This is a genomic window from Paenibacillus sp. FSL P4-0081 (assembly GCF_000758565.1).
Lineage (GTDB): Bacteria > Bacillota > Bacilli > Paenibacillales > Paenibacillaceae > Paenibacillus_AQ > Paenibacillus_AQ phytohabitans.
Genome location: NZ_CP009280.1, coordinates 2,803,169 through 2,824,501, shown reverse-complemented (window position 1 = coordinate 2,824,501; position 21,333 = coordinate 2,803,169). Strand labels below are relative to the sequence as shown.

Genomic DNA, 21,333 nt, shown 5'->3' with positions numbered 1-21,333 from the left:
GGACATAGATAATAAACAGCTGCAATTCATTTTTTGCACAAAAAAAGAAAGAGTCCTGTTCGACTCCTTCTCTCTCAATTCAATATGAGCGCTGCTCATATCTGCTTGCTTCCATATACAATCTTCTTGATGCTGTCACCCGACAGGCAAAATTGCTCGGCAAGCTCGGTTACGCTTAAGCCTCCGGCATAATGGTCACGAATGGACTGGTTCCGGGCCGTCAGATAGGTTCTGCCGCCTGAGTTCTCCCCCCACCGTTTCCGTTGTCCCTCGGGCTTGGGGATGTAGAGCATCCCGCCCTGCATATATTTCTGTACTTCCTGCAGCAGCTGCTGCGGTAATACCAGATCTGCATTTACATATTTCATATAGCTCCGCTCCTTTAAAGTAGTTAACTTGTAAAGGCAGCAAAGTCTATAGAACAGACCATTTTAAGCGGCGAATCGTTGCAGCGGAGACTTGCTATCAGCTCTACACAACAACCACTGCCATGTCGTCCATAGACTTTGCGTAGAGCTGAGCATTAATCTTCTCATGAAGCGTCCTCCTTCCATTATCTGACTTGGATTATATTTAATATAGCATACTGAAACTGCGATTTCCCGCTAAAAGTTCCATGCCTTGATAAACAAGGAGAGGCGCCCCATTCAGCCATTGAATAGCTGACAGGACACCTCTGGGGGATTAATTCGTTTTTGTTTTGAGATATTCATCTAAATACTTCTGGTGAAAGCCATCTGTAGGATGTAGTCCTAGAATTTCATACTTCCAAATTGTACGCTGTTGTGAAGGGGAATACAAAACAGCATCATAATTATAATTAATATTAAATTTGCCTGATTGACTTAAATACATAGTTAAATTTGTCCATTGTTGAGGATTGTTTTTGCTGGATTCCGCATTAAGATCAACAAAGCACTTTTCTAATTCACTACACAGGCGGTCATAAATGCGCTCATCTATCCCATAAATTTCAGGAATATTATGACCAAATATCAACTCGTTCCGGGGGATAGAATTGTAATAAAAATAGACTATTCTTGAACCGGGCAATATCTCAGCATAGAGATGTATTTCGTCCCACTCATCAGGAATGATTCCTACAAGCTTATTGCCTATAAGCTGATATAATTCTTCAATTTTTCCCACAGCTACCTTAGCCTCCACTCCAAATTCAACGCTACAACCCAGTTTACACCATAATTCACTATTTGCGGAGTCTTGGGAATGTGGAATGGGTGAGCCGGAATCCCAGGCAAAAAAAGGGACCCCGCCAGCGTCCGGCGGGGTCTAAGTTATATTAAAGGGGGGTTATGTGATTAATATATACCCCGAAGCTTAAAATCAGATGAAGCGCGGGTAAAAATCTGCTGAAACCGGCTTAGATTTTGAACTTTTCTACCAGGACCTGCATCTCCTTGGCGCTCTGCGTATTCTCATCAGCCATGGTGGCCTCATGGAAGGTCTTCTCCACAATATCCGCCGTCTTCTCGGCGATATCCTGCACACCGATCGCGCCTTCATTCACAGTAGCCGCCACTTCATTGACGGCGATGGCGATGCTGGACACCGTTTCGTTCAGGTGATCGGCTGCCTCCTCGAACTGGTTCATCAGCTCATTAATCGTTGAAGCATCGCTGTTATACTGCTGGCTGACTTCGTTCAGCCGCTCATAATCGCCCAGCACATTCTGATCAATGAACGTCAGCATGGCCTCGGAATGTTCAATCATCTGCTCTACGGAGTTGTAGACATTCTTGACGACGCCCTGGATGCCTGCCGCAGTCTCCGACGACTTCTCGGCCAGCTTGCGGATTTCACCCGCCACAACGGCGAATCCACGCCCGGCATCGCCCGCCCGTGCAGCTTCAATCGCTGCATTAAGTGCCAGCAGATTGGTCTGGCTTGTAATGGAGAGAATCGTATCCGCCAGCACATTGATCTCGTTGATGGCTCCCGATTGCTCTATAGCTTTCTGCATCTCACCACGGACCGAGCCGTAGATCTGTTTGGCATTCTCGGTTGAAGTTACCGCATCATGCTGAAGCGCCAATGCACGCTCCGTAATTTGCCCGGATACACCGGAGCCTTCTTTTACCCGGGTGGAGATCATTCTGACATTATTCTCGATCTCATGAATCGCTGCCGTCATCTCCTGGGTAGATGCCGCCGTTTCTTCCATTCCTGCCGACAGCTGCTCCGTAGTGGCTGAATTATCATGCGCATTCTCTCTGACGTCGATGGACAGCTTCTCCAGCGTCTCCGCATTATCCAGCACTTTCGAGGAAATCGAGATCAGGCTTCCGGCCATCTCACGCAGAACGGCGCGGGTATGGAACATTGCCTTGGCAATGGTGCCTGTCTCATCTTTATTTTTGGTGAGGTATTCATACTGGTTGTCATACTTCAGATCCAGCTCTGCTGTGCGGTTAATCAGCTGGGTAAGCTTGATAATCGGTGAGGAGATACGGGTAGCTACAGTAACCCCAATCAACAGCGTAAGCAGCAGACTTCCCAGTCCGAGCAATAAAATGTAGTTCGTCATTTCGTCCACAGGCAGCATGATCTCCTCCAGATCTCCGGTCAGCACCAGGGTCCAGTGGGTCTCCGGAAGAACGGTGAATGCCGCTTTTTTCTCAGCGCCCTCATACGTGTATTGCACCGTTCCATCCGGTACGGTCTCGCCCACCTTCACACGCTCCACGACCGCTTTGATTGATTCATTCTCAACCACTGAACCAATCTTCGTTTCATCCGGATGGTAGAGGATATTGCCGGTTTCGTCCACCAGATAGGCGTAAGATGAAGGCGCATTAGTCACCTTGGCATCGGCCAAATATTTAATAATACTGTTAGCATTAACCGCCGAAGCGACGAAACCAATCATCTTGCCCCCGCTCTTCACAGGATGGACAAAGGCTAATACGTAGGCTCCGGTAGATTTAGATTTCAAGGTCTCACTTACAACAGCTTCACCTGTCTTGAATACATTCTTCGTGTAGTTTCTTTCGCTGAAATCGGTGCCGACCAGCTTGGTGTCACTGTCAGCTACCGCAATTCCCTTCATATCAGCCACAAACATGTGCTCCAGGTTGCCTGCATCTTTGACTAAGCCCTGAAGCTTCACATTCACTTCATTCTGCAGCGCATCCCCGTTAGTAAGTTCGCCGTTTCCGGCCTGAAGCAGCAGTTCCGCGATCTCGCTTTCACCTGCAACGAGCTGCATGCTGCGCTTTTCTTTATCGATCATTGCCGCAATCGTCTGCGCTTTGTTGGTGTTCACCTGTGCCATAGAAGATTCAGTCAGATTCATGATGGTGCCAGTGGACTTGCTGTACGTAAAAATCCCCATTAATGCTGTAGAAATTAGTGTAACGACAATCATCATAACCGATAGCTTCATACGAATCTTCATAGTTTTCTACACCCTTCCGCCTCTATCTAATCCACTAGTACCTAAACAGCTAAAAACTGTAACATTTATTACAATTACTATCGGATTTCCCACAGAAATAATTAATATTTCTAGACGAATTTTCGGAAATAATATCGCATTTTGTCGAATCATAGTGAAATATAGCTATTTTTATTTATATTCAGCCTGAAAAACCCGCAATTCCCCAGCCGCAGACAGCGGCACTCAGGGGAAATATGCGGGATTGCCGGGATATCCTATAACAAAATGCGGCTCTCGGCCGGTGTGGCCTTTGGCCCTTCTGGAGTCAGGGCTTCCGCCTGGTGCAGACGTTTCACTTGGCTGCGGATGAACATGCCGGAGCAGGCAGCCAGAATCTGCTGGAACAGCATGCCGGAAATCACAGGCAGGGCGACGGCCGGCGGGAAGTATTTCACTGCCAGTACTGCACCTGCACTCAGATTGCGCATACCGGAATTGAACTGAACGGCGACGGTATTCTCATAATCCCAGCGGAAGCTGCGTGAGACTACAGCACCGATGATATAACCCAATACGACAGTCACGAAAGTAACGGCAATAATCAGGGCCAGCTTGCCATCCGGATGCTTCAGATACCGTGCAATGCTGGCGCCATTAATCGATACAACGATGAACAGGCCAACTTTGACAAACGGCGCCAGCGGCGGTCCGCAGACTGCCGTAACCTTGCCTTTGCTGAACTGATTGAGCAGCATCCCCGCTACGGACGGCAGCACCACCATGTAGAGCAGTCCCCGCATCATCTCCCCAATCTCAATCTGCACACTCGCCCCCATCAGCAGATACAGCGTGCCGGGTACAACCAGCGGCGAAAGCAGTGTATCGATCAGGATCAGCGCCAGCGTAAGAGCAACATTCCCGCCATGCATCGACACCCAGACCACACTGACCACACCGGTCGGAATGGCGAACAGCAGCACATACCCTGTAACTGTATACGGATCTCCCGGGAAAAAGGCCATCGCTGCCAGCCAGCCGATCAGCGGCATCACAATATGCAGAATAATCAGCAGGATGATGAGCTTCTGCGGTTTAGTCAACACTGCCAGCAAGTCACGGAAATTAGATTTCAGACTGCCGATCAGCGTCATAAAAGCAAAAATCCACGGCACCAGCCAGGTAAACGGCAGCAGCACCGCCTCGTTAAGCACACCAACCACAATGGCTGTAGGTGTGAGCAGCGGCATTATTTTCTCAAGCACAACATTGGAAGATATTAATCCGCGTCTTATTGCACTAAGCATGTTGTATCCCTCTATGTATGGCGGGCCACACATTCCTTCTCTGCAGATTTCTTGGTCTTGGTTAACACCTCTAATGAAATCATAACAGAACCAAGCCGCCCGGAAGAGTGGAAAATTGCCAATTTGCGGAATATCCTACGCCATGCTATTGGCGATCCCCACTACAATCCAGGACAGAATCAATATTATATTCCCCCACAGCAGCAGCTTCTTGGGAGCAGCGAACCCTTTCCACTCTCCGTCCTTAAGTCCCCACGCATTGCTGATGATCAGCGACAATCCGTTGAAGGCAAGCCAGCCCACGACGGAGCCTAGCGGACCGAGTAATGCGGTTGCCTTGGCATAGACACCGAGTGCCAGGAACCACACCGCAGCGGTTAACAGTGCCTTACCGTAGGCCGGGCCTGCACCTTTGGCAAAATAATCCTTATAGGTCCGGTTCTTGATTAACAGGATAAAAGCATACGCGAAGTTGGCGATGAAGCCGCCGGACAGCGTAATTACCCAGGAAATAAGATTGGCGCTAATCCTGGCTGTTCCATCGGCAACGGCAATATCCGCCGCCTGACTCGCATAGGAGAAGCCGATATTCATCGCAGCAGAGCCTAGCCCGGCAGCTGAAGCGATAATCAGGCCTTTGGTCAGGTTAGTACCGGAGCTTGTCCCTTGGCCGGAAGCGGTGATAATCTTTTCTTTGAGCAGGCCGGCCTTGGTAATCACGGCAACGCCAGCCAGCATAATTGCTGTGCCGGTCAGCAGTACCGTAAATGAGCCAGCCGCCGGGATATTGCCGAAGATGAACAGCGGAATCAGCGAACCCAGCGATGCCGATATCCCCATGTTAACACCATAGGTCAGCGAGACACCGATGGAATCAATCGCTTTGCCGAACATAATCGAGCTGATGCCCCACAGGAAACCGCAGAAGGAAGCCGTCCATAGCACATCAGCAGGCGTCTGCCGGATATAGCTGAAGAAGTTGGGCACTTCGATCCAAGTCCAGACAACCGGAATAATTAATATCCCTACCAGCGAGAAAATCGTCCAGAACGCTTCCCAGGAGAACGGCTGGTATTTCTTCATCCCCAGCCCGAAGCTGCCTTGGAAGCAGCAGGCCAGCAGCAATAGTAAAAACCCGTAAATCATGATGAAATCCTCCCAGTCCAAATGTGTTATCTCTATTTCTATAGTAATGAAGCAGAAGGTTTCTGCATTGTTATACAGTTCATGCTGATGATTATACATGAAAGTTTTCATTCATAGTTGAAATAAAGTCAGAAATACCTGTCATTCAAAGTCATTCCCAGCAAAAAGCAGGACCACAGCGGTTGGGCTGCAATCCTGCCTGATATAATGCACAATAATAAGTTCCGCTCATAAGCTCTTCTGCTGCAGCGTCCGGACTATACCCCTTGCGGGAAAAGCGCATCCAGCGCCGGGCAAGGCCGCTTCTCCAGATACTTTTCGAGCGGTGCAGGCATGTTGCTGTACAGATCCTTCAGCGAGGTACCGCTGTAAATATTGCCGATAATAACCGGGTGGCATAGCTCGGATATCAGAATATCGCCATTGCCGTGCAGGTGAAGCTGCTTCATGCCCTCAATGCAGTGCGGGAAGTAGACACCCGGCTGTTCCTCGAACCCCATAGCCTCCATGAACCGGTCCATACATGTGAAATAGAGGGTGGTATCCGCCGGTTTACGGGCAATCAGCTCGTTCACGGCATTCTTCAGCTGTTCCCGGGCCGCGATCGCTTTCCAGCCGGTATGCCCCATAATAATGCTGTTCTGGATCTCATGCGTTCTTACACCCATGGAATAGACATGATCGCTGATCTCGCGCATATTGTCCTGTGTTTCGTTGAACAGCAGCGTTTCCAGCACAACATTTACATTTGTTTTGGCGAACATGGTGATGTTCTCTCTGATTTTGTTATAAACGCTTGTGTGGATATTGTAGTAAGCAGAGAATGCTTCGGCAGTAGTGAAATTGAAGGATATATGTATCGTAGTCAGTCCTGCATCCACCAGCTGCCCGATCCGCTCTTCATTCAGCAGGCTGCCGTTCGAGTTCAGCTGGGTCTGAATCCCGCGGGAGGTGCAGTAAGCCACAATGTCCACGCAGTCCTGGAACTTCAGCGTCACCTCACCGCCCGAGAGGCGCACACGCTTCAGATTAGGCAGCTCCTCCAGAATGCGGATAACCTCCTTGCCGTTAATGCTCTGTCCATCATTTCTATTGTAAGCGCAGCAGTAATCGCAGCGGAAATTGCAGTTCGAGGTGACCCCGACTTCCAGCCCCTCCAGCTCATAAGTCATCGGTTTATCCAGTTCCAGTGCTTTGTATTTCGTACTCATGCTCTATAGTCCCTCCTATATTTAGAATCGTCAATTTAAAGGTCAACCTTTAAAATTATACAGGTTTGCCCGTCAGGTTAATGTGACATTTGATATCGCCAGCCCGAATATACAAGATGCTGCATAACAAGGAGGACCTGAGGAGGACTCATATAATGAAAGATTTACAATCATATATTCATCAAAAAGACTGCCGCGCGGTCAATATCACCATACGGCAGTCTCTCTTCAGCCAGATTCAAATTTAGCTATCATTGCATGAATACTTGCTGCACATTCTACAATTCTACCGATTCTCCCATTCTGCTGAACACCGGCTGGCCAATGAGACCCAGACGCCAGATGGCAATTCCTTTGAGACCGTAACGTTTGGCCAGGCCAATCTTCGCGTTGACGGAGGAATCATTCTCGCTGAATACTGAAATGCCGAGAATCAGCTTGTCTTTGCTGACCTGCTGCAGGGCCAGCCGGATACCTTCATCCACTTTGTCCATCGGCTCCGGCCCCTTCTCGCCCTCGTAGGCATAGGCCATAATGACCAGATCGTCAGCGAGAGAAGCAAGCGTTTTGTAATCATAACCTTTGTAGGAGCTGTTGAGCGGATGCAGAATCACCGTCAGCTTCAGACTGGCAGCGCGTGCGGCCACGGAGAGATTTTTGACAAAAGCATTATACTGGCTCTGCACAAGCGCCTTATCTCCGGTCAAGCCCAGTCCTTCCAGATCCAGTCCAATGCCCTGGAATCCCTTCTGCGAGGCCAGATCCACGATGCTGGCGATGGTCTGCTGCTGCAGCTGCGGGTCCGCCAGATTCTTGCTCAGTTCCAGAGCTGAGTCACTGGAGTAAACCATCAGATACGGGGCTGTACCTCCCGCTGCTGCATTCTGGACAATGGATTCCGGCGTTACCTCTCCTGCAGCCTCCGGCCACCAGAAATCCTTACCGGTTGTAGTGAATTGACCGGTAGGGTCAATCCGGCTCCAGCCAAAGGCTACCGCATCAAAGCTTGGAATCAGCGACACTTCACTGTAGGCCTTCTGCGCATAGAATCCTAAAGTGTACAGATCCCGCTTGGGCGATGTAATGGATACGGTCTTGGAAGCCTGATTCCAGGAAGCAACCGCTCCAAACTGCTGGCTGAAGAACTTGAGCGGAATCATCGTCGTCCCGCGGATATTCTGCGGCGCTACATCAAGCTTCACTACGGTTCCGTTCACGGATGCATTTTTACTGCCCAGGGTCAGGATAACTTTTGCCGGAGATGCTTCAGCAGCGGACTTCTGCGTCGCGGTAATCTGGCGGGCCGCCTGGTTCCATTCCACCCCAATGCCCAGTGCCTCAGAAATCGCACGGAAAGGTACCATTGTCGTTCCGCTCATGACTACCGGTTCTACCGGAAAGGGCAGCGGATAGCCGTCCAGCAGAATACTGACACCGCCTGGTGCCGCCTGTGCAGCACTTGCAGGGAGTGCCGAGTAGCTACCCAGTGAGATCGCTGCGCATAATACTATTTTAGCCAGATGCTTCATTAATAAGTTCCCCATTCTCTTATAGATAGATTATGAATCTCTCAATCTTACATCCCCTACCATTTTACCAAACCAGGAAATTATAGCAAATTAAGAGATTGTAACTATTGGGAGATTCAATTGTCTGCTATTGAAGTAGGGTAGCTGATGCATAATTCCATTCCACTTACTTCACACTTACATAAACGCGCTCAAAAAGACGCCAACCGCCCGTTCAGCCTCCACATCCACCGCCACTTCGATGAAATGTCCGACCTTCGGCTGCGGCCGCAAATCTGCCACGACCATACCTGAGGTGAACTCTCCCTGATGCTCCACGCGGACCTTCATCCGGCGCGTAGTCACCAGATCCGGCTGCAGCGCAGCCATGAGGGCCAGCGGATCATGCAGCGGCGCACTGTTGATCAGATAATTGGCTTCCCGGTAAAATCTGAAATAGTATTCGAGTGACTCCTCCATGAAGTCTATGATGGACTTGTTCTCTTCGCGCCCATGGCGCTTCAGCAGCTCAAGATGCTCTGAGGTAATCCGTGTCTGCAGTGTAACGTCCAGCCCGATCATCAGCACAGGCAGCCCAGAGGTGAATACACGGTCAGCCGCTTCCGGGTCGCCCCACAGATTAGCTTCGGCCACCGGAGTCACATTGCCCGGCTTAAAGACCGTGCCGCCCATGACCACTACCTTCTTCAGCTTGGAGGTCAACTGCGGGTCCAAATCCAGCGCGAGCGACAGATTGGTCAGCCGTCCGAGCGTTACCAGCACAATCTCACCCGGGTTCTCATCCGCCATCCGCACAATGAACTCCGCCGCTGTCTCCTGCACCGGCACTTGCCGGGAAGGGGGCAGCTGAACGCCGCCAATCCCATTCTCCCCATGCACATGGGTCGAGAAGCCTGTCAGTTCGCGCACCAGTGCCTTGGACGCTCCAAGCGCTACCGGAATGTCGTATCCGGGATCTGCGAGTGCAAGCAGCCGCAAGGTATTATCCGCCGCCTGCTGCACATCAATATTACCAAACACCGTCGTTATCCCCTCAACTACCACTTCCGGTGTGCGGAGGGCATATAGAATAGCCAAAGCATCGTCTATTCCTGTATCACAATCAATAATCATCCGGGTTGCATTGCTGCTACTCATCTCTATCTCTCCCACTCTCTATATATACTTACTCTATCAGCCGTACTGCCCATCTTAACACGGGTCTGCGGTCTGCTCAATAAGCGGTTGTGGTTGAAGCGCATGCCGGGAAGGGGCAGCAAGGGGTGTTCACCGCGAGGTTGGCGGGACACCTTCAATCTTCGCAGACAGCGGTATAACAAGAAATCCGCTACCCCTAAGGGCGCGGATTTCTTGATCGCTGTAAATGTTTTAATATAGCGTCTGATTTATGGTACGCTACCTTTTCGCTGCTTGTAATTGCACAGTATACAACTATATGCCGCAGCTACAAGCATACGTATAAGCTTTATTGCTGAACATAAGGGGCAGCAGCCTGAGTGAACCGCTCCAGCGCTTCGGCAAGAACGGAACGCGGACAGGCCAGATTGATGCGCAGATGGCCTTGGCCTTCCGTTCCGAAGACAGAGCCTTCGTTAAAAGCCACCTTGGCCTCGCGGTACATCAGGTTCTTGAGTCCGTCCGCATCCAGCCCCAGGGCCCGGCAATCGATCCACAGCAGATAGGTGGCTTCGGGTTTCATTGGCTTCACCTGCGGCAGATGCTCTGCGAGGTAGCTGATGGCATACTCGGCATTGCCGCTGATATGCTGCACCAGCTCATCCAGCCATTCTCCGCCTTCATTATAAGCCGCTTCAACCGCCTCCGGCGTGAAGAATGCCGACATATGCAGACTGAGTGCCTTCAGCTTGTACTCGAATTTCCGCTTCAGCTCGGGACTAGAGGTTACGATATACGAGGTTTGCAGGCCCGGCAGATTGAAGGTTTTGGTCGCTGCCAGCGTAGTCAGTGTAATATCCGACAGCTCCGGCGACAGGGACGCAAACGGGATATGCTTGTAGCCCGGCATTGCCATATCGCAATGGATCTCATCCGAGATTACCGTTACACCATACCGCAGGCACAGCTCACCAAGACGCAGCAGCTCTTCCCGCTCCCACACTCTGCCGCCAGGATTATGCGGACTGCACAGCAGCAGCAGCTTGGCGCCGCCGGCCATCAGTTCTTCAAGCTGGATATAATCCATAACATAATGGCCTTCTTCCAGCTTCAGCGGGTTGATCGCCACCTTGCGGTCATTCATCCGGATTACATCATAGAAAGGATAGTAGACCGGCGACTGCAGAATCACCTGATCTCCCGGCTGGCTGAACAGCTCTACGGACAGGCTGAGCGAGGTCACAATTCCCGGAGAATCGGTGATCCATTCCTTCTGAATCTCCCAGTCATGACGGCTGCGGTACCACCCGGCAATCGCCTCCTTGTAGGAGTCACTCGTCACACTATAGCCGTACACCCCTTCCTGTACACGGCGCAGAATCGCTTCCTTCACGGCAGGGGGACTCTCAAAGTCCATATCCGCGACCCAAAGCGGAAGAATCTCCTTGTCTCCGAACAGCTTCTCGGACTGGTCCCATTTGTATGAGCGGGTATTGCGGCGGTCAATGATACGGTTAAAATCATACTTCAACTAAATCACCCATCCTTTCTGCTTGTCCGTTTATTGTAACATGGAGAGAAACTTCCGGCATCCTGATTCAGTCTGGCGGCTTCGGGTTTACTCCGGCATACGCTTCAGCTTCCCTTACGCAGCCGTTCGAGTGACTGGCCCAGGCGGACCTCCTCCAGCGGCTTCAGCACATAATCCACAATGTCTTGGTCGAAGGCCCAAAGGGCATGCTGTTTGCTCTCTGTGACAATCACAATTTGAATATCCGGCAGCTTCTTTTTTACCCGTTCGGCTACAACCATTCCCTGCTGGCCGGGCAGCTGAAGATCCAGAAACAGCACATCAGGCTGCAGCAGAACAATTTTGTCTACAACATTCTCGGGATAGGCCGACATTCCAATCACATTCACCTTGCCTGTATGCTGCAGCATGGAAGACAGCTTATAGAGATCCTTCTGGTTCATATCCAGCAGAAATGCCTTGATCACTCGGGTTCCTCCTCCTTCCGGACGGGTGAATTACGCAGTCGTCTATCGGTACAGGTGTCTAAAAAAAGTGCTGTCCCCCGTTTGCTCCAAACGTCAGAGGACAGCCATTGTTATTATTATTTTGCAGCCTTCATTGTTGTCTGAGCTGCTTCTGAAATGAATTCTACTTGAAGGACGCCGGCAGCAGGCTCCGCAGATCCTCCATATTTACAACCAGATGAATGTTGTTCATGGTCCGCAGCGAACCGGAGATAATTCCCGCAAGCTGGCCATGTGTATCCAGCAGCGGACCTCCTGACATCCCGCTTGCCACCTGGGCCGAAGTCAGAATCCGGCTTCTTCCATTGATCTCCGCAGCAGGCGTGTTGACAATCCCTTCGGTGATAATCGCTGTATTCTTAAGCGGATAGCCCAGTGCGAATACAGCTTCTCCATGCTTCAGGACGTCCTTACGCAGCGGAAGATAAGCATACGCATTACCCTTCTGCTTCATAGCAGCAGGACTTGGCAATTCAAGAACAGCCACATCCTTAAGCTCATCGAATTTCGTGACTTTGATCGGACTGATAATACTACCATCCGCCATCACCCCTTCCATCCGCTCCGCACCTTTGACCACGTGATACGCCGTTGCTGCTGTTCCTGCCGGAGACAGGATAATTCCTGTCCCCGTGGAACTTGCGGTGCCGTCACTTTTGAGTACCCGCAGATAAAACATGGCTTCATTCGCAATTCCGTAGCTCTGTTCAGCGTTATACACACTTGGTGTGTCGGCGCTGGTAGTGTCTGAATAGAAGAGCACTGCCGAGATCAACGAGAAGATCAGGCTTACGGCAAGCAGTTTTGTTTTCATCCGCCAATCTCCTTCATCAAAGAATTACAAATTATTGCACAACCGACATGATGTCTTTGTAAGCCCAGTGTGTTGCCGGAAGATCCTTGAAGCGTACTGCTGTTACAGCCAGCTTCTTCGTACCGGCAATCCGGTTGATCAGCACTACAGCCTGAGCACGGGTAATCGGTGATCCCGGTTTAAATGTGCCGTCAGGGAAGCCTTGCACATAACCTGCTTTGGACAGGGCATTCACATAATTCTCTGACCAGTGGCCCTTCAGATCCGACTGCTTCGTAATTCCGGTATCTGTAACATCCAGCTTCAGCACTGTAGTCATGATCTTGGAGAACTCGGCTCTCGTCAAGCCCTTCGTTCCGCCGAAGCCGCCGTCCGGATAGCCTTCAATAATGCCTGCCGAAGCGAAGAATCCGGTCAAAGCCTCGTTGCCTGCACTTACATCATTGAACAGGTTTCCTACATTCACGTCTTCCATATCCAGCAGCGGAGCAAGGGATTGGATCAGCTCATATCTGGTAATGGCTGCATTAGGCATAAACAAACCATTCGGATAAGCAGCGATATACTTAATTTCTCCCGCATTGCTCTTCAGGCTGTATTTGGCATTCTCCGCTACATATTCAATGGTAGTCACAGTATCATTTTTATCTGTGATCATTTTGATCGTCATGGTCTTGGTAATCAACAGCTCACCGGTATATTTCGTACTGTTTACTGTCGGCGTGCTTCCGTCCGTTGTATAGTAGATCGTCTGCCCTTCCGGAGCTGTCAGCTTCAGCTTGCTGTTCTTGGCAATCTTCACTGGAGCTTCACTGTCTCCATTCACCGTCGTAGTACCGGCAATAGCGGTAATCACCGGAACAGGAGTTGGTGTTGGGGTCGGGGTCGGCACAACTGCACCGCCACCGCCACCGCCACCGCCACCGCCGCCGCCTCCACCACCGCTGGAAACTAACAGCGTCCAGGTCCAGGCCGATACCTTGCTGTATTCTTTGCCCGGAACAATGGTGACGGCTTTAACAGTCGTCTTGTCCTTCAGCACAATCGCTTCGCTGTATAGCTGAGAAGCTTCCGTAGGATCTGTGCCGTCGAGCGTGTAATAAATTTGGCCGTCCGGCTCCGCTGTTGTCAGCTCTACTTTCACTTCCGTCGAGAAGCTCAGCTCCGCAGGTGTTGCAGTTGGTGCAGCTGCCGAGCCAGGGTATTGCAGTGCAGCCGCATTAACTGTAATGCTTCTGCTCTGTCCTCCGGCTATTGCCTTCAGCACTGCGCTGCCGCCCTGTTTCAAGCTTCCTGCAGCACCGTTCACATCAGCCTTGGACGGATCTGCACTCCATACCAGTGCTCCGCTGCCGCTCAAGCTGAATGCCGAACCTACACGGTTAATCAGATCCTGCGGGTTCAGTATAACAGCCGCTGAAGCAAGAGTTCCTTCTTCTGTTCCGTCAAAGGCCAGAAGTACCGGATAGAATGTGTTCTGTGCTGTCCAGATTCCGGCATCCAGACCTGCTGGAAGATTCGGGCTGGTAAGCTCTGTGCCAAGCAGCCCCATTGCACTGCTGCTGTTGCCAGCCACTGCTTGGCCATCCAGATTGTAGAAGGCAATATTATTCTTCAGCATTTGTCTGTTGAACAAGGATTGGCTGATGGTTGCATGATCAGACTTCTGTCCGGCAATCCCTCCGAAGAAGGCCTGCAGCGGAAGAATTTTGCCTTTCACTCCAGCTTTCACTTCTCCGGTATTCAGGGAAGAAGTAATCGCTCCGCTCTCCGCCAGACCGGCGATACCGCCAGCCCATGCTGTAGACATTCCTTCTGCGTAAATGGCCCCGGCAGAATAGCTGTTCTTGATCTCTCCCGCGTTCAGACCGCTGATCCCTCCGGCTATAGCCTGGGCCGAAGCCACATGGATATCGCCATAGACAATCGACTCAAAAATTGTACCTTCCGCACTGTTCTCACCGGCAATGCCGCCGGTTGCCAGTGTGGCAGTAACATCAATATTGCCTTTGGACACTGCCTGGTGAATCACTCCGGCGTTGCGTCCGGCAATGCCGCCTTTACGGCCCTGTCCCGAAAGAGTCACTCCGTCATTAGCAGCCTTCTCAATGAGGCCTAGATTCACACCTGCGGCTCCGCCTGCCGTGGCACTGCCAGCTACAGAACCACTGACGTTAACCTTGCGGATTACTGCACCTGCGTGATTGATCCCTGCAGCAATACCGGAATTTACTGCGCCGGAAATATCCGCTCCGGTAAAGTTAACATTCAGAATCTGGCCATAGTTTTCTTTTATGAATCCGGCTGTTTGCTGCTCTGGGGTTTTCAGTGAAAGTCCGCTAATCGTATAGCCTTGACCGTCAAATACTCCCTTAAAGCTGTCGAATGCGGTCCAAGTGCTTCCGGCAAGATTAATATCCGCCCCAAGCAGGATGGTTGCCAGCTCCGGTTTGTCGTCAGCTGTTCTGTTGAACAGCTTGTAATAATTCAGGCCTGTCTCGTTATAGAACATGACTGCACCCGAGAGCTGCAGCGGAGTCTGAACCGTGATTGTTCCGTCTGTCAGTTCGTTCAGGAAGGAGGTATCATAATCCATAATCCATGTGCCTGAGCTGAGCGGATTAACCGCTGCTGAACTCACGGCGCCAGCCGCCGCACCTGCATTGTGGCCTACTGCCTTCAGTCCAGCCGTAAGCGTACCTGTCGTATACGACGAACCGGAAATTTTGCCGTCCCGGAAGTTATAGCCGACCAGTGCGCCTGTAGAGACGTTATTGCCTGCTACATTAACGGAAATCTCCGGAACATTGGCATAGACGCCTGTCAGAGTCCCGTCATTATAACCGGCAAAGCCGCCGTTGTAAGAACGGGTTGAAGACTTCACTCCGACTGTAGAAATCTTGTTCTGCAATGCGTAAGAATTGCTGATGCTGCCGCTTCTCTCCACCGCTGCTGCGAAACCGCCGCTGCGTGTGTCGAAGCCGGTATTGCTGATGTCACCGGAAGCATAAGAGTCCGTAATCGAATAATGATCTACAGAACCCGCGAAGCCGCCGACATAAGAGCCTAATCTGCCGCTGACATTCAGCTTGCCTGCTGCATAGGATTTCTGAATTTGTCCTGCAAGCGTACCATTATCACCCAGAAGTCCGGCAAAACCGCCCGCATAGATGGTATTGTCCTGATTGGTATCGGTGATTTGTACCGGAATATCCGTATGGGTATGCGTAATTTTGATAGTATCCCCCATACCGATTACCCCGCCGGCATGTGTCGCCGGTACAGATTGACCCAGCGTTAACGCTGTGCCAACCGTCAGAGCTTGTCCAGATCCGGCGATCACCTTGCTGTAATGAATCTCGCCGCCTGATCCCCAGCCGACAAGTCCGCCGGCATTATACACTCTGCTGGTATCCGCATGCAGACCGGTCTTCACGATGGTATCTACAATGATACCGCTGCTGTATCCGGCAACTCCGCCTGCATTTACTGTGTTGCCGCCGGTTACATTCAGCCCGGAAGCAACCTCTGAACTATAGATTGAGGCATTGTCGTTCTTGCCTGCCACACCGCCCACATAGAGATCAGCACTATTGTCTGCTCCAGTGACCGTTATCTTGCTGCTTTGAACTTTGGCAATGTAAATGCCGCTGTACAGCGGATAGGCTTTGCCGAAATCATAGCCCCGGTGGATATCATCCGCAGAGACTGTTCCGGCAATCCCGCCGACTGCTGCATCGCCGTTCTTCGCTGCAACCTGAAGATCAGGTGATGCCTCTGCATGGTACAGGATAGAATTCACACTCTCTCCCAGGATACCTCCCGCAGTAATCTCTTCACCTGCGGCCTGCAGAGAAGCATTGAACCGGACATCATGGATCGCCGTATGGACAGCCGATCCGGCAATCCCCCCGATAACAGCCTTCAGGCTGTCGCCCGTAGTAGACAGCTTCACGCCTTCAACTGCTGCATGTTCAATGTCAAAGCTGTTTCCCGGATCAATGGACCGGGCCAACATTCCGCCCAGCTTGCCTTCTTTAACACCTACAACACCACCGGCAGTACCGTTGGCGGTCAACTGCACACCGCTTCCGAAGCCTGTCACTGTGACATTGCTGATGCTGTTTCCGGCATCCGATTGGCCGATGATGCCGCCGAGAATCGAGCCGAGTCCGCGTGCTTCAAGCGTTCCGTCAGCGAAGGTCAGCGTAATATCCTTCGCCTGGCCCGAGGTGAATTGGCCAATGAGTCCGCCGACAGTGGATTCCATTCCCGTAGCCGAAACCCGGTACCGCGAATTCACTTCATGCCCAAGACCTGTTACATCGCCCGTCTGGACTCCGATAAGTCCGCCGACAATCGCATGATCAGCAGCGCTGCCGGTGCTTCCGTCTATATCCTTAATGGTATAAGTCCCGGTTGTGAAATCTGCTGTATTCTCACCGATCAGTCCACCGGCAATGCCGTGGTCAGCAACCGTCTCAATCCGGCTTCCGCCGTCCAGCGTAAGGTGGAGCCCGGTAATACTGCCCGAGTTGCTGCCGATCATCCCCCCGACAATTCCGCCGCTGACCTTCACGCCGCCAAGCAGCTTAAGATCCACATTGTTCACTGTACCCAGGTTCATCCCGGCAAGGACTCCGGTATACTGGTTGCCGGCAACAGAGAGTGGCTCCAGATTGATATTCTGGACGATCGCCTTCGTACCGATGACTCCGAACAATCCGGAATGAGTGTACACCGGCTGCAAGGTTAAGCCATCGATCAAGTGATTGTTTCCTTCGAAGGTTCCTTCAAAAGGATTGGCTTCCTTGTTGCCGATCGGAACCCACTGCTTGGACTGGATATGGATCGGATTCATGATCGTCACCGTTCTGTCCGTGAAGTCGAATTTGTCCGCACCGGCAATCGTGCCGTTGACAATCGCTGCCAGACCGGCAAGCTCTGCTTCCGTAGTAATCTCGAAGTTGATAGCATCCTTATCCTTCATGTACCAGTTGATATTGGCATTGACATCATTGCCGATATCACCGCCGGTATTGGCTGCACGGTTTACTTCAGGATACTGGTAAACTGCGTTTAGCGAGCCGTATTTCCACGATCCTTCAAAGTCCCAGCCTGACAAGCCAGGGAAGACCATTCTATCCTTTAGTGTTTCGGAGAGGATCGTAGTCAGCCGCACATGCACATTCAGCCAGCGGTGATTGCCCTCTGCGAAATCTGGCAGGTCAGAGTTGATGTTGAGCGCTTCATCTTTAATGTAATAAGACTTGTAGAGCAGCTCTTTGCTTGCATTGTCATACCGTCCGGCGAAGCCGCCGGCATAAGCGCCCGAACCAGCAGAAACTTGCGCCGCCGAGTATACATTGTTCACTTTACCGTTAGTTATTCTGCCGATGAAGCCGCCAACGTAAGAATTGGCTTTGGCAGCTGCTACACTTTTGGCTACATAAGAGTTCTTGATGGTACCGCCGGAGTGTTCCCCGACCAGACCGCCAACATTCGTATATACGCCGTTTGCCGTAACCTTGGAGGAGGTATAAGATTGCTCCACCGTACCGGCTGTGTTTCTGCCGATCAGTCCGCCCAGGTAGACCGATCCGCTTGCTGTTCCTGTTGCATTGCCTGTAACGTCGATATCTACATAGGAGCCGAGAACTGCCCCTGCATTCTCACCTACCAGTCCGCCACCCAGGGTGCCTACACCCTCGATGGTCAAGTTGGCATTGGAATACGTATAATAGAGAGTTCCTGTTGCCGTGTTCACCCCGGCCAAACCGCCGATGATGGAAGAATTGCCTCTGGAGATTACTGTGATCTTATCAGTAATGCTGTTATTGGCAATCAGAGTGCGGTTCTCACCGACCATCCCGCCCACGATTGAAGTAGGTGAAACAGCGGATACCGTACCGAGTGTACGCGTATTCTGAATCGTACTAACCGCTGTGGCCGGATTCAATACGGGATCAATCGTCTGGGCATCATTCAAGCCCACAATCCCCCCGATATAAGATGAAACCGCTCCGGCGTTAGCCTTCAGATTCAGAGCACTTATATAACTGTTCACAATAATTCCTGAAGAACTACCGTGATTGTACCCTGCAACCCCGCCAGCAGTAGCGCGTGGTGCATTAATCGTCAGATTTACCGTTGTACCTACCAGACGGTCAAGCTTGGAGGCTTCATTGTAGCCGACAATCCCGCCAATATAGGCATCTGTAGCGGCTGGCGCTACCAGAATCAACATGTTTTCCAAATTCACAATTTTGCTGTCACTGTAGATAGCGCTGTTCTCCAGTGTACCCGCCAAACCGCCGACAGACGGTTTGGCTGCCTGCGCTTGGATGAACGCCTGCGCGTCATCCGCTGCGTTCACCTCCGGATTAGTAATATCCGTAGTTTTCGCAGCCCCAACGATCGCTCCTGCTTTGGATTCCACAGCAGTCAGCGTAATCATCGGGTCATACCCGGGAACATTCAGCACAGCTGACTTCATTCCCGCCCGGTCAGCAGGAGCTGCCGGTCCTTCTGAATGTCCGGCAATCCCGCCGGCTTCAGCACGTACACCATTCGCCTCAATAGACAGCCGGGTAACGGTAGCGTTAACCAGTTGACCGGTATTGAGACCGGTATTACCGCCGAGTACGTTATCCGCACCCGTTGAAGTGATGACTACATTCTCCGCATGATTGAACGGAGCCGCTGCTGCCGAATGGTTCTCACCGAACATTCCGCCAGCTTTTACCGAAGCACCTGTTGCTTTAATTTCAGTACGGCTCGTGTGTCCGTTGAACTGGGCAGCCGAGTTATGCCCTGCGCCGCCGCCGAAGCTGACCTTGTCGGCCTTCAGTTCAACCAGCAAATCCTGTACTTCCGCAGGCACGGCGACAGTGCCGATTACCGCATCCGCAGTAAGCTTACCGGCTGCGCCGCCGATGGTATATCCGCTTTTGCCAGCTTCATTCAGGAAGCTGATCCGGGCAGCCTTACCGCCCGTCAGAACCAGTGGCTTAGTGTTCACGCCTACAACTCCGCCGAACGTGATGTTATCCTGGCCGTCTGCCGGAGCAGCTACCACAGCTTTCAGAATTAACGTGCTGTAGCTTGCCGAGGAAGCATCTCCGGCAGTTATGTTGTTCATGGTTCCTTGTGCATTACCGGCAATCCCCCCGGCAATCCCGCCTGCAGAAGTTACCTGAAGAGTTGCATATTTAACAGAAGAATCATTCAGGGTACCTTCCAGATAACCGGCGATTCCGCCGATTGTACCATCTGAAGTTATCGCCAGAAGATCGCTTGCGGTTTTGCCGGTTACTGATGATGTAATCGTTCCGCCGGCTTCATACCCTACGATACCGCCGGTGTATACATCCGCTGTACCTTTTACATTCAGTGCACCTGTGGAGGAGGCCTGGCCTATATTTCCGCTGGCATCATAACCGGCAATCCCGCCAGTATAGATTCCTGTTACTCCGTTAACCGAGACAAGCGCTTTATTCTCAAACACCCCTGCTGCAGCGTTGCTGGTTACCAGTCCGCCTGCAGCATGTCCGACAAATCCGCCAGTAGATACATCTTGTGTCCCTGTAGCTGTAATCGGCTGCGTGTTGATGTAAGCATGTGTCCAGGTGAATTTGCTGCCGGTGTATCCGGCAATTCCTCCTGTGTATACATTCTTGCCGCCGTTATTCACTACCGGTGCGGTATTTACAAACGTAATCCCAACCTCCGGACTGACCACCGCACCCGTTGCTCCTACAAGCGCTCCGGCTGCCGAGCCTTCTGCCGCAGATGCATTAACCGTAACTGCACCCTTATTGGTAGTCATGTTAGAGAATACTACGGTATTGTCCACTTTACCGGCAATTCCGCCTGCCACAACCCGGTTTCCGCCGTCGATGGTGACAGAAGCATTATTGATGATCGGAGTATCTTCATCATTCAGACTAAGCGGTCCTGTAGTATGACCAGCAATCCCGCCTGCAGTGAGAACGGCACTGTCAGTACCTTGTGCGAGAATTGCTGCATTATTGACCACTTTTTTGATGATGATGCCTCTGGATTCACCGTAGCCCAGGATCCCGCCGATATCAGCTGAACCTTGCGCCGTAATGGTTCCGTTGTTGATAGAGTTAGAGATCATACCTTCGCCCATTCCGACAATTCCGCCCGTGAAGGAGCGGTACGGAGAAGCGTGAGTGCTGATACTGATATTGTTGGTAATATCGAAAACGATGCTGCTGCCGCTCATTTTACCTACTGCAGAGCCTGCATATACATCATAGGTTACACCGGTAACAGTGATGGAGCCAGACCCTTCAAAAGTCAGACCGCCGACTGTCCCGCCCTCCATATTTCCTACCAGACCCTGATAGGACAAATTTGTAACGACATTCATATTGGAGATTTTCTTGATTAGACCACCCTCAGTGATCAGAGTACCCTTGAATGGATGTTCGGCTGTACCAATGGGAATCCATTGATAGTTTTTGAGATCCATGTCTCGCGTAATTTCAAGAATTTTGCCTTGCAGACCATTCCCAGTGCCTTCATTAACCAGCTTGGCAACACCCGCAAGCTTATCCTCACTATCAATTTTGAAGGTATCATTGGTAGATATATACCATTCGGTCTTTGCCATGCTGTCCCAGGTCTGCGGATCAGCCTTAGCCATGATTCCGCCGGCAACTGCCGCAACGACAACCACTGCCAGCGCTATTAAATACCCTATAATTGATTTCCGCTTCAAAGCCATTTTGACACCACCCAAATAGTATTA

The 21,333-nt window shown here is 51.3% G+C and carries 12 protein-coding genes; all 12 read right to left on the bottom strand.

Annotated elements, in window-relative coordinates:
• Positions 1-95 precede the first annotated feature (95 nt).
• The 12 genes from P40081_RS11780 to P40081_RS11725 all read right to left on the bottom strand — a co-directional run bounded on the left by P40081_RS11780 (position 96) and on the right by P40081_RS11725 (position 21,309).
• Positions 96-368 (bottom strand): CD3324 family protein, encoded by a 273-nt coding sequence (locus P40081_RS11780; RefSeq protein WP_042135602.1) that lies wholly within the window; start codon positions 366-368, stop codon positions 96-98.
• A 316-nt stretch (positions 369-684) separates the two neighbouring features.
• Positions 685-1,149: an immunity protein YezG family protein gene (locus tag P40081_RS11775; protein ID WP_042135600.1), complete on the bottom strand. Its 465-nt coding sequence runs from the start codon at positions 1,147-1,149 to the stop codon at positions 685-687.
• Between the two features lie 232 nt (positions 1,150-1,381).
• Entirely contained in the window at positions 1,382-3,415 is a 2,034-nt protein-coding gene (locus P40081_RS11770; protein WP_042135599.1) for a methyl-accepting chemotaxis protein, read from the bottom strand.
• A 257-nt stretch (positions 3,416-3,672) separates the two neighbouring features.
• Complete coding sequence (locus P40081_RS11765) at positions 3,673-4,701, bottom strand: bile acid:sodium symporter family protein (RefSeq protein ID WP_042135597.1); 1,029 nt, start codon at positions 4,699-4,701, stop codon at positions 3,673-3,675.
• 135 nt (positions 4,702-4,836) lie between these two features.
• Entirely contained in the window at positions 4,837-5,847 is a 1,011-nt protein-coding gene (locus tag P40081_RS11760; RefSeq protein WP_042140993.1) for an L-rhamnose/proton symporter RhaT, read from the bottom strand.
• A 257-nt stretch (positions 5,848-6,104) separates the two neighbouring features.
• Positions 6,105-7,058, bottom strand: coding sequence for a radical SAM protein (locus tag P40081_RS11755; protein ID WP_039303158.1), 954 nt, complete (start codon positions 7,056-7,058; stop codon positions 6,105-6,107).
• 278 nt (positions 7,059-7,336) lie between these two features.
• Entirely contained in the window at positions 7,337-8,587 is a 1,251-nt protein-coding gene (locus tag P40081_RS11750; protein WP_042135594.1) for a stalk domain-containing protein, read from the bottom strand.
• Positions 8,588-8,764: 177 nt separating this feature from the next.
• Positions 8,765-9,724, bottom strand: coding sequence for a nucleoside hydrolase (locus P40081_RS11745; RefSeq protein ID WP_042135593.1), 960 nt, complete (start codon positions 9,722-9,724; stop codon positions 8,765-8,767).
• 328 nt (positions 9,725-10,052) lie between these two features.
• Positions 10,053-11,234 carry a MalY/PatB family protein gene (locus tag P40081_RS11740; protein ID WP_042135592.1) on the bottom strand — a complete coding sequence of 394 codons (1,182 nt, stop codon included), beginning with the start codon at positions 11,232-11,234 and terminating at the stop codon, positions 10,053-10,055.
• Positions 11,235-11,338: 104 nt separating this feature from the next.
• Positions 11,339-11,701 carry a LytR/AlgR family response regulator transcription factor gene (locus tag P40081_RS11735; protein ID WP_052421783.1) on the bottom strand — a complete coding sequence of 121 codons (363 nt, stop codon included), beginning with the start codon at positions 11,699-11,701 and terminating at the stop codon, positions 11,339-11,341.
• A gap of 163 nt (positions 11,702-11,864) precedes the next feature.
• Positions 11,865-12,554 carry a S1 family peptidase gene (locus tag P40081_RS11730; RefSeq protein ID WP_042135591.1) on the bottom strand — a complete coding sequence of 230 codons (690 nt, stop codon included), beginning with the start codon at positions 12,552-12,554 and terminating at the stop codon, positions 11,865-11,867.
• 31 nt (positions 12,555-12,585) lie between these two features.
• The gene (locus P40081_RS11725) at positions 12,586-21,309 is read right to left on the bottom strand and encodes a chitobiase/beta-hexosaminidase C-terminal domain-containing protein (RefSeq protein WP_042135590.1); all 8,724 of its coding nucleotides are present in this window, start codon (positions 21,307-21,309) and stop codon (positions 12,586-12,588) included.
• Positions 21,310-21,333: the final 24 nt, after the last annotated feature.